The organism is Achromobacter animicus (genome assembly GCF_902859585.1).
GTDB classification, from domain to species: domain Bacteria; phylum Pseudomonadota; class Gammaproteobacteria; order Burkholderiales; family Burkholderiaceae_B; genus Achromobacter; species Achromobacter animicus.
Map to the genome: position 1 here is coordinate 1 of NZ_CADIJM010000008.1, position 13,501 is coordinate 13,501.

11 protein-coding genes and 1 pseudogene are annotated in these 13,501 nt (G+C 68.9%); 5 read left to right on the top strand and 7 right to left on the bottom strand.

The window, feature by feature from the left end; genetic code table 11:
• Positions 1–755, top strand: a 755-nt coding sequence (locus HV681_RS18315; RefSeq protein ID WP_175124409.1) for a FecR domain-containing protein, incomplete at its 5' end; no start/stop codon positions are given.
• Between the two features lie 95 nt (positions 756–850).
• Positions 851–3,310: a TonB-dependent receptor gene (locus HV681_RS18320; protein WP_175124410.1), complete on the top strand. Its 2,460-nt coding sequence runs from the start codon at positions 851–853 to the stop codon at positions 3,308–3,310.
• Here HV681_RS18320 and HV681_RS18325 read toward each other — a convergent pair.
• From HV681_RS18325 to acnA, 3 genes are read right to left on the bottom strand one after another with little or no spacing between them, the layout of a single operon-like run.
• Positions 3,307–4,356 (bottom strand): lactonase family protein, encoded by a 1,050-nt coding sequence (locus HV681_RS18325; RefSeq protein ID WP_175124411.1) that lies wholly within the window; start codon positions 4,354–4,356, stop codon positions 3,307–3,309. The genes HV681_RS18320 and HV681_RS18325 overlap by 4 nt on opposite strands.
• A gap of 49 nt (positions 4,357–4,405) precedes the next feature.
• A complete protein-coding gene (locus tag HV681_RS18330; RefSeq protein ID WP_175124412.1) occupies positions 4,406–5,302 on the bottom strand; it encodes a GntR family transcriptional regulator in 897 nt (298 codons plus the stop codon).
• Entirely contained in the window at positions 5,299–7,929 is a 2,631-nt protein-coding gene (gene acnA / locus HV681_RS18335; protein ID WP_175124413.1) for an aconitate hydratase AcnA, read from the bottom strand. The genes HV681_RS18330 and acnA overlap by 4 nt, the downstream gene beginning before the upstream one ends.
• Before the next feature lie 88 nt (positions 7,930–8,017).
• Between acnA and HV681_RS18340 the strand changes: the two are divergent.
• Positions 8,018–9,002 (top strand): annotated as a pseudogene (locus HV681_RS18340) (Bug family tripartite tricarboxylate transporter substrate binding protein).
• Positions 9,003–9,111: 109 nt separating this feature from the next.
• Here HV681_RS18340 and HV681_RS18345 read toward each other — a convergent pair.
• Positions 9,112–9,756, bottom strand: coding sequence for a 2OG-Fe(II) oxygenase (locus HV681_RS18345; protein WP_175124414.1), 645 nt, complete (start codon positions 9,754–9,756; stop codon positions 9,112–9,114).
• Positions 9,757–10,000: 244 nt separating this feature from the next.
• Here HV681_RS18345 and HV681_RS18350 point away from each other — a divergent pair, with 244 nt between their 5' ends.
• Entirely contained in the window at positions 10,001–10,693 is a 693-nt protein-coding gene (locus tag HV681_RS18350; RefSeq protein ID WP_175124415.1) for an HAD family hydrolase, read from the top strand.
• A 74-nt stretch (positions 10,694–10,767) separates the two neighbouring features.
• Here the strand turns inward: HV681_RS18350 and HV681_RS18355 are convergent, their stop codons facing one another.
• Positions 10,768–11,550 carry an SDR family oxidoreductase gene (locus tag HV681_RS18355; RefSeq protein ID WP_175124416.1) on the bottom strand — a complete coding sequence of 261 codons (783 nt, stop codon included), beginning with the start codon at positions 11,548–11,550 and terminating at the stop codon, positions 10,768–10,770.
• A 166-nt stretch (positions 11,551–11,716) separates the two neighbouring features.
• On the opposite strand from HV681_RS18355, the gene HV681_RS18360 reads away from it, so the two are divergent.
• Positions 11,717–12,244 carry an MgtC/SapB family protein gene (locus tag HV681_RS18360; RefSeq protein WP_175124417.1) on the top strand — a complete coding sequence of 176 codons (528 nt, stop codon included), beginning with the start codon at positions 11,717–11,719 and terminating at the stop codon, positions 12,242–12,244.
• 59 nt (positions 12,245–12,303) lie between these two features.
• Here HV681_RS18360 and HV681_RS18365 read toward each other — a convergent pair whose 3' ends face one another.
• Together HV681_RS18365 and HV681_RS18370 are read right to left on the bottom strand one after the other, a co-directional pair.
• Positions 12,304–13,050: an SDR family oxidoreductase gene (locus tag HV681_RS18365; RefSeq protein ID WP_175124418.1), complete on the bottom strand. Its 747-nt coding sequence runs from the start codon at positions 13,048–13,050 to the stop codon at positions 12,304–12,306.
• Positions 13,051–13,105: 55 nt separating this feature from the next.
• Positions 13,106–13,474 (bottom strand): cupin domain-containing protein, encoded by a 369-nt coding sequence (locus HV681_RS18370; RefSeq protein ID WP_175124419.1) that lies wholly within the window; start codon positions 13,472–13,474, stop codon positions 13,106–13,108.
• Positions 13,475–13,501 lie beyond the last annotated feature (27 nt).

Sequence of the window (13,501 nt, forward strand, 5' to 3'; positions counted from 1 at the left end):
ACCGCGCCGGACGCCGCCAGGCCGTGCGCGCGCTGGCGGGGCTGCTGGTGCTGGGTCCGGCGGCGTGGCTGGGCGTGCGCGAGCTGCCCTGGCGCGAATGGCGCGCGGACCTGCGCACGGCGACCGGCGAGCAGCGCCGCGTCGAACTGGCCGATGGCACGCAACTTGTGCTCAACACGGCCAGCGCCGTGGACGTCGACTACACCCCGACGCAACGCGTGCTGTGGCTGCGCGGGGGCGAAATCCTGTTGACGACGGGGCGCGACACCGCGCCGGCGCCGCGCCCGTTCCTGGTGCAGACGACGCAGGGTGTCCTGCGTGCGCTGGGCACGCGCTTCATGGTCCGCGACGAGGGCGCCAGCGTCCGCGTGGCGGTGTACGAGGGCGCGGTCGAGGTCCGGCCCGCCCGGGCGGACGCCGGCGCCGTGGTGCTGGCGGCGGGCGAGCAGACCGTCTTCACCGAGAACGGCGTCCAGGCGCCGGTCCCGGCCGACGCTTTGGCGGCGTCGTGGGCGGACGGCATGCTGGCCGCGCGCAACTGGCGGCTGGCCGATCTGGTCGACGAGCTGGGACGCTACCGCCACGGCGTGCTGCGTTGCGATCCCGCGGTGGCTGACCTGCGCGTGTCGGGGGCGTTTCCGTTGAACGACATCGAAGCCAGCCTGCGTCTGCTGCAAAAGACCCTGCCGGTTCGCGTCAGCCGCGTGACCCCGTGGTGGACGACGGTTGCGCCGCGCGCCGCCGTTACAAATTAATCGCCGATCGGCTGACACTTTTTTCCGCTTCGTCCGGTGTACCGGGTGAACCGCCGCGACATGCGCGTCACTCCAACCCCACGAAGGATCGTTTCATGGTTTCCCGACTCTCCCGATCGCCCCGCCTGCCGCGCGGCCTTGCCGTCCTGTCGCCCGCGGCGTCGCTGGTCCGGGCCGCCGGCCTGGGGCTGGCGCTGCTTGCGGCCACGGGAATGCCGGCGGCCACGTTCGCGGCCGAGACCGCCAGCGCCGCGCGCAAGTCCTATGCCATCGCGCCGGGACCGCTGGGCGACGTGCTGGCGCAGTTTGCCGCCAGTGCGGGCGTGCCGCTGTCGTTCGATCCCGCGTTGGTCGCGGGCCAGCACAGCGACGGTCTGCAGGGTGTCTACACGGTGCGGGAGGGGTTCGCCCGCCTGCTGTCCGGATCGGGCTATGCGCTGGCCGAACAGGGTGGCGGCGCGTATTCGCTGCGCAGGCTGCCGGCGGCCGCCGGCGAGACCACGGTGCTGCCCGCGGTCACCGTGGATGGGGCGGGCATCAGTCCCTCCGCATTGCCGGCCGAATTTGCCGGCGGCCAGGTGGCACGCGGCGCGCGGATGGGCCTGCTGGGCAACCGCGACGTGATGGACACGCCGTTCAATGTCACCAGCTACACGTCGGAATTGCTGGCGAACCGTCAGGCCGTGACACTGGCCGACGCGCTGACGGTGGAGCCGTCCGTGCGCTTTACCGGCCAGATCGGCGGCGTGACCGATTCGTTCTATATCCGCGGCTTTCCCATCGGCGAAGGCAACCTCGGCGAAATCGCCTTTGACGGCGTCTATGGCGTCGCGCCCAACTACCACGTCTTCACCGACTACATCGAGCGCGTGGAAGTGCTGAAGGGGCCGGCTGCGCTGCTGTACGGCATGTCGCCCAACAGCGGCGTGGGCGGCGTCATCAACATGGTGCCCAAGCGCTCGCTGCCCGAAGACCTCACCCGCGTGTCGGCCGACTACGTCGGCGACTCGCAATTCGGCGCGCGGGCCGACCTGAGCCGCCGATTTGGCGACGCGGGGGAATGGGGCGTGCGGGTCAACGGCATGCAGCGGCAGGGCGACACGCCGCTGGACAACATGAGTTCGCGCACGACCATCGGCGCGCTGTCGCTGGATTACCAGGGCGAACGGCTGCGCGCCTCGCTGGATCTGCTGACGCAGCACGAGAAGATCGACGCGCCGACGCGACCGTTTCTGGTGGCGACGGGCATTGCCGTGCCGCGTGCCCCGGACGGCCGCCGCAACGCCACGCAACCGTGGGGCTGGTGGAAGTCCGACGGCCAGTCGGCGCTGCTGCGCGTGGAATACGACATCAGCGACCGCCTGACGGTGTTCGCGGACGCGGGCGGCTCGGACACCAGCGTGTCGCGCCTGTCGGACCAGACGCCCACCATCGTGAACGAAGCCGGCGACACCGTGGTGACGCCCAACAACTTCCGTTTCCAGGTCAACCGCAGCACCTACAACGCCGGGCTGCGCGCCAAGCTGGACACGGGGCCCGTGCGCCACGCAATCAGCTTCATGGGCAGCCTGTACAGCGACCGCAATCTGCAGGCCAGCGTGAACGGCACCCCGCTCACGTCCAATATCTACCACCCGATCACGCGTCCGGAGCAGCACATTCCCGCGCCGGCCAACGTGCCCAAGGTGTCGTCGTCGGATCTGTCCGGCCTGGCGCTGGCCGATACGCTCAGCATCCTGGACGAGCGCGCGCAATTGACGCTGGGCCTGCGCCACCAGCGCATCGAATCGCGCAACTTCAACGGCGCCACGGGTGTGCGGACGGTCAGCTACGACGAAAGCGCGACCACGCCGCTGGCCGGGCTGGTCATCAAGCCCTGGCACAACGTTTCGTTCTACGCCAACTACATCGAGGGGCTGAGCAAAGGCGACGTGGCGCCCGCCACCGCCACCAACGCGGGAGAGGTCTTCAAGCCGTACAAGGCCAAGCAGAAGGAAGTGGGCGTCAAGGTGGAGCTGGACAACGCGATGGTGACGCTGAGCGCCTTCGAGATCACCAAGCCCAGCGGGCAGCTCACGAACGGCGTGTATGCGGCCGATAGCGAGCAACGCAACCGCGGGCTGGAATTGAATGTGTCCGGCGAACCGATGCGCGGCTTGCGCCTGTTGGGCGGCGTGACCTTCCTGGATGGGGAGCTGACGCGCACCAACAGCGCGGCCACGCAGGGCAACCGGCCCGTGGGCGTGCCCACCGTCGCGGTCAACCTGGGCGCCGAGTGGGACACGCCGTGGGTGACGGGGCTGACCTTGACGGGCGGCATGGTCTACACCGGACGCGAATACATCAACCAGGCCAACACGCAGTCGGTGCCGTCGTGGACAACGTTCGACCTGGGCGCGCGCTATGCGCTCAAGGTCCAAGGCCGGGACGTCACGCTGCGCGCCAACGTCGTCAACGTGTTCAACCGCGCCTATTGGTCCGGCGTGGCCTCGTACGGCACGATCTCACAAGGCGTGCCGCGCACCCTCATGCTGTCGGCGTCGATGGACTTCTAAGCGCCGGCAAACACCATGCACACCGGGCTGCCGACGGACAGCGCGTAGCCGTCGTGCGCCAGCATGCCGCTGGCCGGATCGACACGAAACCGCTGCAGCGTGTCGCTGTCTTCGTTCAGCGCGAAGACAAACCGGCCGTCGGGCGACAGCGTGAAAAAGCGCGGTGTCTTGCCGTGCGTGCGGGCATGCTGCACGGTGGTCAGTCGACCGGTGGATGCGTCCACGCGAAACACCGCAATGCTGTCGTCACCCCGATTCGACGCATACAGGTGCCGGCCATCGGCGTCCAGCGCAATGCCGGCGGCGCGGCTGTTGCCGGTATAGGTGTCGGGCAGGGTGGACAGCACCTGGAAGGGACGCAGCGCGCCTGCTTCCACGGCATAGGCCGTGACCGTGTTGTCCAACTCGTTGACGACGTACAGCCATTTCCCTGATGGATGAAAGACCGCATGGCGTGGGCCCGCGCCCTCGCGCGACGTCGCAACGCTGGCAGGCTGCGCGCCGATCCCATGCGCGTCGGCGGGATACAGGAACACCCGGTCCAGCCCCTTGTCCGGCACCGCTACATACTTGCCCGACGGGTCGAGCACGTTGAAATGCGGCTTGGAAAATGGCTGCTCCTTGCGGTGCGGCCCCGGTTCGCCGGCCAGCGGCACCGTCTGCGACACGGCTTGCAGCGCGCCGTCCGCCGCTACGGGCAGCACCGCCAGCGTGCCGGTCAGATGGTTGGACACCATCAGATAGCGGGCCGACGGCCCCAGCGCCAGATGGACGGGATTGCGGCCCTGGCAGTCCTGCGTATGCCAGGGCGTCAGCGTGCCGTCATGCGCATCGCGGCGCAGCGCGCTGACCTCGCTGCTGTCGCCGTGCACGGTGTACAGGATCGGCAGCGACGGATGCGGCAGCAGATACGACGGATTGTGCAGACCCCCCACGACCTGCTTGAGCGTCAGCGTTCCCGTCTCGGGCGCGTAGTCGAACACGCTGATGCCCTCGCCGCGGGCATTGCGTTCCCGGGTGGTCCGGGAACCGATATAGACATGCATGGCGCGAGCCTCATTTTGCCAGTTGAAAACGGCCGCGCCACGCGCGGCCCTACGAAGTCAGGATGCCGCTGATGCGGGCCAGGTTGTCGAGCGTGCTGCGCAGGTGGGCCGAAAGCGCCTCGGCCGCCTCGTCGTTGCGTTCGCGTTCCAGCAGGTCCAGGATGGCCAGGTGCTGGTCGCAATGCTGCTGGTAGCGGCTGCGGTCCTGCATCGAGCGGTAGGACAGCAGGCGGCGCACGCGATTGACGCGTTTGATCGTGTCGATGAAGAACGGATTGCCGGAGGCTTCCACCAGCGATTCATGAAAGCGCACGCCGCGATCGTGGAGCTGGTCGGCGGTGTCGGTGGCGATGCCGCCGTTCAGCAGGTGCATTTCCGCGGCGCGGCAGCGCGCCAGCACGGATTTTTCGATGCGAAAGCCGGGCTCGCGCAGCGCCGCCGGCTCCAGCGCCAGCCGCAGCCGGTAGGACTGCAGCAGGCTGTCGGGCGTCGTCATCATGGACGAGAATTCCCAGCCGTATCCGGGCCGGCGCTGTGCCCAGCCCTCTTGCGAAATGCGGCCCAGCAGCGCCTGCGTTTGCGCATTGGTCAGCGCGTAGCGCGTGCGCAGCTGCGCTTCGCTGCACTGCATCGGCAGTTCGCCGCGCAGCAGTTCGTCGGCAAGCGCAAAGTACGTCTGCGTGACGATGTCGTCCGCCGATGGTGGCGTGATGTCGGCGGGGGCTTCGCCCGCGACGTCGAAGTCGCGCAGCAGGAAGTACCCGCGGTTGGGCTTGCGCGCCACCACACCGTGCTGCTCCAAAATACCCAGCGCATCGTTGACCGGCGAGCGCGACAGCCGCAGGCGGTCGGCGATCTTCTGCGCGCGCAGGTGCGCGCCCTCCTGCAGACGGTCTTCCTTGATGAGGTCCAGGATCTTCGTGACGGTATTGGTTTGCGCGCTCATGGGTGGCGGACGGCCGATGAAATGGTGTCCGACAGGATAGCGGGAATGACGCCGCCCATCTGCAACAGCCGGATCTCCAACCGGGTCTCGACGGCCGCGGTGGCGGTCAGCGGCTCGGTCCGGCCATCGGCGCGCAGGACGCGCACGGGAATGGCGGCGCGGGGCGTCAGCGCGGCGGCCTCGGCGTCGATCTCGATCCGGTCGCCCGGCTGCAGCTGCAGCGTCGCGGGCGTCACCCCGTCGGGCAGGCGCAGGGGCAGGATGCCCATGCCGATCAGGTTGGATCGGTGGATGCGTTCGAAGCTGACCGCCAGCACCGCGCGGATGCCCAAGAGCCGCTGGCCCTTGGCCGCCCAGTCGCGCGACGAGCCCGTGCCGAAGCGCGCGCCCGCCACCAGCACGACGGGCTGCGACGCCTTCGCGTAATGCGCGGCGGCGTCCCAGATGGGTTCCAGCCGGCCGCTGGGCGCGTGCAGGGTGTGGCCGACGGGGGCGGAGGGACAGAGCAGGTTGGTCAGGCTCTTGCTGTAGAACGCGGCGCGCATCATGACTTCCCAGTTGCCGCGGCGCGATGCGAATACGTTCAGGTCGTTGCGGTCGTCGCCGCGTTCGACCAGGAAGTCCGCGATCAGGCTGTCGGGCGGGATGGCGCTGGCGGGCGACAGGTGGTCGGTCGTGACGTCGTCGCCCACGACGAGCAGTGGATGCGCGGTGTAGCGGCCCAGTTGACTGCCGGCCTCGTTGCTGGCAAAGGGCGGGCGGCGCAGCGCGGTGGACGCAGCGTCCCACGGAAACCGCGCCGACGCGGGCGATTGCAGGGCCTGCCAGGCGGGGTTCGCGCTGGCGATCTTGAACGCGGCGCGATAGTCGTCGGGACGCTGCCCTGCGGCCAGCGCGGCGTCGATCTCGGCTTCCGTCGGCCATAGCTCGGACAGGTGAACCGCGCGCCCGTCGGGCGTCACCTGGACCGGCTCGCGGCTCAGGTCTCTTTCCGCGTCGCCGGCCAGCGCAAAGGCGATGACCAGCGGCGGCGACATCAGAAAGCCCAGGTCCAGATCCGGATGGATCCGGCCCGTGAAATTGCGGTTGCCGGACAGCACCGCCACCGGGTGGATGGCGCCGTCGGCCAGCGCCTCCCGCACGACGGGCGGCAGCGGACCGGAGTTGCCGATGCAGGTGGTGCACCCGTAGCCGACGATGTCAAAGCCCACGGCGGCCAGGTCTTCCAGCAGACCGGCGCGCGCCAGGTACTCTGCGGCGGCGGGGGAGCCGGGGCCGAGTGACGTCTTGACCCAGTGCGGCGGCCGTAGCCCGGCCCCGCGGGCCTTGCGGGCCAGCAGCCCGGCGGCCGTCAACAGGCGCGGATCGGACGTGTTGGTGCAACTGGTGATCGCGGCAATGGCGATGGCGTGGCGGGGCAGGGCGGACGGCGCGCGCGGCGTGAAATCCAGCGCCGCAAGAATTTCGCGCGTCTGCCCGTAGGGATGCAGATCCTGCGGACGCTTGGGACCGGCCACGTGCATCTGCACGGCATCCAGCGCGATGTCGACCACACGGGTGTAGCGGGGCTCGGCATCGGGGTCCAGCGCGATGCCGGTGCAACGCGCGTAGGCCTCCACACGCGCGATCTGATCGTCGGCGCGGCCGGTCTGGCGCAGGTAGGCCAGCGTTTCGCCGTCGATGGGGAAGTAGCCGGTGGTCGCGCCGTATTCGGGCGCCATGTTGGCCACGACGCACCGGCTGCCGGCCGGCAGCGTGGCCACGCCCGGTCCGAAGAATTCGACGAACTCGCCGGAGACGTGGATGGCGCGCAGGCGCTGGGTGACGGTCAAGGCCAGGTCCGTGGCCGTGACGCCGGGTTGGAGCGCGCCGGTCAGCCGCACGCCGATCACGTCGGGAATGCGCAGCATCGTCGGCATGCCGAACATGACCGTCTGCGCTTCCAGGCCTCCCACGCCCCAACCTAGCACGCCGATGCCGTTGATCATCGGCGTGTGGCTGTCGGTGCCGATCATCATGTCGGGATAGAGGGCGGTGCCGTCGGGGCCTGGCTGCTGGCAGACCACCGTGGCCAGTTGCTCCAGGTTGATGGTGTGCATGATGCCGGTGCCCGGCGGGTGGATGCGCACGTTCGACAGGGCCTTGGAGGCCCAGCGCAGAAAGCGGTAGCGCTCGGCATTGCGCCGCAGTTCGAGGTCCAGGTTGGCTTGCGCGGCATCGCTGCGCGCATAGGCTTCGACGGCCAGCGAGTGGTCCACCGACACGTCCACCGGCAGCACGGGATTCAGCACCGACGGATCGACCCCGGCCTCGGCCAGCGCGTCGCGCATGGCGGCAATGTCGACCAGGGCGGGCGTGCTGGTGGTGTCGTGCATCAGCACGCGGCCCGGCTGGAAGGCGATTTCGGATTCGCTGGTGCCGTGCGCCAGCCAGCCGAACAGCGCGGCGACGGCGGCGTCGCGCTCGGCGCCCTGCATGTTGCGCAGCGCGTTCTCCAGCAACAGGCGCAGCACGACCGGCAGCCGGAAGTAATCCGCGCCGTATGCGGCGGGCAGGTCCAGGCAGGTGTACGAGGCGCCATCCAGCGTGAAGTGTGCGCGGCGGAGCGGGGCATTGGTGTTTTCCATAGCTGCCAGTTTTGCATATTGCCTGCCTAAAATGCAATTAAGGACAAACCCGGCCGCGCACTGACGCTTGGCCCCCTAGGAGACAGACATGCCCCCCATCCGTACCCTGGCCGCCGCCGCGGCCTTGGCGCTTGCCGCCTCGACCCCTTTGCACGCCGCCGACCTGCCGGCCAACCGCCCGATCACCCTGATCGTGCCCTTTGCCGCGGGCGGGGGCGTGGACGGCATGGGCCGGCTGCTGGCCGAGCGCCTGCGCAGCGAAACTGCCGCAGGGCGTGGTCGTGGAGAACAAGCCGGGCGCCAGCGGCATGCTGGGCGCGACGGCAGTGGTGCGTTCCGCGCCGGACGGCGCCACGCTGCTACTGGGATCGGCCGGCGAGACCGCCATCAACCCGCTCGTCTTCAAGAGCAAGATGCAGTACCAGCCGGAGAAGGACCTGGCGCCCGTCGCGCTGATCGCCCGCGTGCCGAACGTGCTGGTCGCCAATCCCAAGCTGCCAGTGGCCAACGTCGAGCAACTGGTGGCCTATGGCCGCGCCCATCCCGACAAGCTGACGTACGCGACCAGCGGCGTGGGCAACCCGCAGCACCTGAACGGCGAGCTGTTGCAGTCGCTGGCGGGCATCAAGATGGTCCACGTGCCGTACAAGGGCGCGGCGGCGCAACTGGTGGACGTGGCGGCCGGCAGCGTGGATCTGACCTTCGTCAGCCTGGCCGGCGCGTTGCCGTTCATCAAGAGCGGCAAGGTCAAACCGCTGGCGGTCACGTCCGCCAAGCGCGCGTCGTTCGCGCCCGACATTCCCGCGCTGGCCGAGTACGCGCCGCTCAAGGACTACGCGTTGGAAAACTGGTTTGGCGTCTTCGTGCCGGCGAATACGCCACCGGAGGTGCAGCAGAAGCTGGCGGCCGCCATCGACCGCAGCCTGAAGGACGAGAAATTCGTGGCCAGCATCCGTGAACTGGGCGGAGAAGTGCAGCCGATGAGCCAAGACGAGTTCCGCGCGTTCATCAAGGCGCAGACGGCCGTGTTTGCCAAGGTCGTGACCGACGGCAACATCACGGCGGAAAACTGAAAGCGGGTTGTGCGGGCTGGTGGGGCGCCACGTGGGTCAGCTCCTGGGTCAGCTCTTGGGTCAGCTCTTGGGAGGCCGTTCGCGAAGACGTGCACAGCGCTACTGCCCGTTACGGCGCGTCGTGCAGCATCAGGTCAAGGCCCACGCGTTCGCCGCTGCGCACCCGGCTGACGGCCTGGCGCTCCGTGACGCGGTAGACGCCCTGCGAGCCCGATACGGGCCGGTGCGACGTCGCGATCACCACCCCATCGCCCAGGCCCAACGGCAGCACCATCGGGCGCGACTGCATGCGCGGACGCTGCTCGGTCATGACAAGTTCGCCGCCCGTGAAATCCACGCCGGGCTCGGACAGCAGCACGATCAGCCGCAGCGGAAACACGCAGGCGCCGTCGGCATGCTGCAGCAGCGGCTGGTAGCCGGGTGCGTCCAGGCGCTGGATCGCGGAAAGGCTGCGCGATTGTCCTGAAAGGCGGTTCTGCTGGAGGTAGGCGGGCAGATCGTCCGGGTAGGAGACATCCACGTCCAGTGCGCTTGCCCAGGCGCGCGCCACCGGCAGCAGGCGCGCGTAGAGATCGGTGCGCAGGCTGGCCAGCGGCGCCGGCAGGGGATCGGGCAGGCCTTGCAGCGCTGCCAGCGCGCGTGCGTCAGCCGGCGCATAGAGCGCGGGCAGCAGCGCCCAGCCCTGCGCGTCCAGGTCCTGCGCGATGCGTATCCAGTCGTATTCGCCGAGCGGGCGGGAGGCGGGCGTGGTCATGGTCCGGGGCGCGTCATGGAAGGGATCGGGGTCTTGGGCGTGGTCATGTTCATGTGCATCGTCTTGCGCGGGGCAATCGTCCTGGCGGCCAGGCGTTACCCGCCGCCGGCACGAATCCACAGCTTAGCCAGTCCGGCGCGCCCGGGCACTCCGCCGCTTGCTGTCCGCTGGGCCGCACCAGCCGGCGGTCAGTTGCCGTGCAGTATGCTTACCGGCTTCATCGACACTCCCCCCGCTGCCCGCAATGACTGATTTTCCCTTTGACGCCGTGCTGTTCGACTGCGACGGTGTCCTGGTCGATTCCGAACCCATCACCAGCCGCGTGCTGACCGAGATGCTCAATGAATTGGGCTGGGGCATCACGCACGCCGAGACAATGCAGATCTTTACCGGGAAGGCGGTCAAGGACGAACTGCCGCTGATCGAGGCGCGCACCGGCGCCACGATCGATCAGGCATGGTTCGACCAGTTCCGCCAGCGCCGCAACGACGCGCTGGACCGCGATCTCATCGAGATCCCCGGGGCGCCCGACGCCGTGCGCGCCTTGCACGAAGCGCTGGATGGGCGCATCGCCGTGGCATCGGGCGCGGACCGACGCAAGGTCGAGCTGCAACTGGCCAAGGTGGGCATCGCCGACTGCTTCGACGGGCGCGTCTTCAGCGGCCACGAGATGCCGCGCAGCAAGCCGTTTCCGGACGTGTATCTGGCGGCCGCGCAGGCACTGGGCGTGGACCCGAAGCGTTGCGCAATCGTCGAGGACACGGTCACCGGCGCAACAGCAGGCGTGGCCGCCGGCGCCACCGTATTCGGCTACAGCCCCGGCGAACTCGGCCACAGCGGCGCGCAGGCGCTGCGCAACGTGGGCGTGTCGCACGTGTTCACCGATATGCGCGAGTTGCCGGCGCTGCTGGCGGGCTGGCGGGCGCAAGCTGCCTGACGCGCTGGCGCGCGATTGCCGATCGATGTGCCGGCAGGCGGCGGGCGCCTGACGCGCATCCGCCGCGCCGGGCATCAACGCCCGTGCGTGGCGTACTGTTCGCCGCCATCCAGGTCGATCACCGTCCCGCTCAGATAACCCGCGCGCGGCGAGGCGCCGAAGACGATCATGTCGGCCACCTCGCCCGGCTCCATCAGCCGCCCGAACGGTAGATCCGACAGTGTTTCCTGCCAGCGCGATTCATCGCCCCAGCGCGCCTGCGCGCGTTGCCGAGCCAGCGTCAGCACGCGATCGGTGCGCGTGCGCGACGGATTGACGCCGAACACCCGCACCCCGTGGCGCGGCGATTCGCCGCCCAGCGCCCGCGTGAATGCAATGAGGGAGGCGTTGGCCGCCGCGCCGCAGATGTAATCGGCGCGCGGCGCCGAGCCCGCCATGCCGATGATGTTGGCAATGACACCCGACCCCGCGTCGCGCATCGCCGGATAGTAGTGGCGCGCCAGGCTGATGTAGCCGTGCACCTTCAACTCCCAGCCCGCGCGCCAGCGTTCGTCCTGAACCTGATCCAGCGCGCCGCCCGGCACGGCGCCGGCGTTGTTCACCAGGATGTCGACGGGCCCCGTTTCCTTGCACAGGCGCTCGGCCGCGCCGGGTTGCGCCAGATCCAGCGTCACCGCGCCGGCCTGCCGCCCCGTCTGCTCGCGGATCGCCGCCGTGGCGTCATGCAACGCGGCATCGTCACGCGCAACCAGTACCGGCTCGGCGCCTTCCCGCGCAAACGCGATGGCGCACGCCAGACCGATGCCCTTGGAGGCGCCCGTGATGAGGACGCGTTTACCCGCCAGCTGCAAATCCATGTAGCGCTCCTGTCGATGCGCGCCGGTCGGCGCGGCCTTGCAGACGTTGTAAACCGGATGCGCGGCGCTGTGGGATCCAGGGCAGAATTTTTGAAGACGCGAAGGTGCGCCGCGTCCGCGCGCCGCCTGCTATGCTCGGTTTCTCCTCGGATCCAAGGACTCGTCGATGTCGCAAATCTGGCTGGAAATCTGGACTGCAGTGCGTACTGAATTTGCCGATATTCCCGATGTGGCGGAGGCAACACGCATTGTGCTGCGCTTAAGCATGGCCGTCCTGCTGGGCGGCCTGTTGGGTTACGAACGGGAACGCAGAGGCAAGGACGCCGGGCTGCGCACGCACATGCTGGTGGCGCTGGGCGCGGCCATTTTCGTGCTGGTGCCGTTGCAGGGCGGCATGGAAGTCGGAGACCTGAGCCGCGTGCTGCAAGGCGTGATCGCGGGCATCGGCTTTCTGGGGGCGGGCGCCATCATCAAGCTGGGCGCCGAGCGCGAAATCCACGGCCTCACCACATCGGCCAGCATCTGGATGACCGCCGCCATTGGCGTGGCCGCCGGCATGGGCCGCGAGGCCACCGCCGTGGTCAGCACCCTGATGGCGCTGTTTGTGCTGGCCGTGCTGCGCCGCGTCGAGGCGCGCATTTCCGCAAGCCAGGAAAAGCGCGTGATCTCGACGGATGACAAGGGATCACCGTAGACACCGGAAGCGGATCCGCCCGGCGCAGTCTTGCCGGGCCGCCCGCTAATTGCCGCCCGCTAATTGCCGCCCGATACCTCGATGAACGAGCCGCTGGTATAGCCGGCCTCGTCCGAAAACAGCCACATCACCGCCCCGGCCACTTCTTCCACGGTGCCGCCGCGGCGCAGCGGGATGACGCTTTTCAGCCGGTCGACGCGGCCCGGCTCGCCGCCGCTGGCGTGCATCTCGGTGTAGATCGTGCCGGGGCGCACGCCGTTCACGCGGATGCCTTCGGGAGCGACTTCCTTGGACAGCCCGATGGTCAGCGTGTCCATCGCGCCCTTGGACGCGGCGTAGTCCACGTATTCGTTGGGCGATCCCAGCCGCGCCGCGGCCGACGACACATTGACGATGGCGCCGCCCTGGCCGCCGTGGCGCGGCGACATCCGCCGCACGGCTTCGCGTGCGCACAGGAATGCGCCGACCACGTTGGTGGACAACACCCGGTGCAGCCGGGCGGCATCCATGTCCTCGACGCGCATCTGCTTTTCCAGGATGCCGGCGTTGTTGACCAGCGCGTCGATGCGACCCAGGCGCTCGTCCAGCGTGCGGAACATGCGCAGCACCTGGTCCTCCTGGGCGACATCCGCCTGAATCGCGACGGCCTTGCCGCCGTCTCGGGTGATCTCGTCCACGACCGCCTCTGCGGCATCGGCATTGGCGTGGTAATTGACGCCGACCGCGTACCCGCGGCGGGCGGCCAGCTTTGCGATGGCAGCCCCGATGCCGCGGCTGCCGCCGGTGACAAGCATGACTTTGGACATGGTTTCCTCCTGTGGTGGCATCACTGTTGGGCCACACGTTAGCAAACGCGGCCGATCAGATCCATACGTCGTTGGGCGCACGGCGCGGCCCGCCTTCGTCGCCGGTGTTCGCGACGCCGCGCGGCTCGATCAGCATGAGCTGCACTTCCTGCGGCGCACAGGGCTTGTGCTCCACGCCCTTGGCGATCACGGTCATTTCCCCGGGACCCAGCGCGATCTCGCCGTCACGCAGCGCGATCCGCAGATGGCCCGCGATGACGATGAACGTCTCGTCCGTGTCGGCGTGCGAATGCCAGACAAAATCGCCTTTCAGCTTGACGAGCTTGAACTGGTAGTCGTTCATCTCGGCTATGACCTTGGGCATCCAGTGGTCGTGGATCAGGGCCAGCTTGGCGGCCAAATTGATGGAAGCGGGGAGGGACATGGCGGGCTCACGGGGGTGGAAAGCCCC

Bases quoted from the DNA above. Each gene is read 5' to 3' on its own strand.
- acnA (WP_175124413.1), bottom strand. From the start codon at position 7,929: ATGGAAAACACCAATGCCCCGCTCCGCCGCGCACACTTCACGCTGGAT.
- HV681_RS18370 (WP_175124419.1), bottom strand. From the start codon at position 13,474: ATGTCCCTCCCCGCTTCCATCAATTTGGCCGCCAAGCTGGCCCTGATC.
- HV681_RS18320 (WP_175124410.1), top strand. From the start codon at position 851: ATGGTTTCCCGACTCTCCCGATCGCCCCGCCTGCCGCGCGGCCTTGCC.
- HV681_RS18355 (WP_175124416.1), bottom strand. From the start codon at position 11,550: ATGGATTTGCAGCTGGCGGGTAAACGCGTCCTCATCACGGGCGCCTCC.
- HV681_RS18365 (WP_175124418.1), bottom strand. From the start codon at position 13,050: ATGTCCAAAGTCATGCTTGTCACCGGCGGCAGCCGCGGCATCGGGGCT.
- HV681_RS18330 (WP_175124412.1), bottom strand. From the start codon at position 5,302: ATGAGCGCGCAAACCAATACCGTCACGAAGATCCTGGACCTCATCAAG.
- HV681_RS18360 (WP_175124417.1), top strand. From the start codon at position 11,717: ATGTCGCAAATCTGGCTGGAAATCTGGACTGCAGTGCGTACTGAATTT.
- HV681_RS18350 (WP_175124415.1), top strand. From the start codon at position 10,001: ATGACTGATTTTCCCTTTGACGCCGTGCTGTTCGACTGCGACGGTGTC.
- HV681_RS18325 (WP_175124411.1), bottom strand. From the start codon at position 4,356: ATGCATGTCTATATCGGTTCCCGGACCACCCGGGAACGCAATGCCCGC.
- HV681_RS18345 (WP_175124414.1), bottom strand. From the start codon at position 9,756: ATGACCACGCCCGCCTCCCGCCCGCTCGGCGAATACGACTGGATACGC.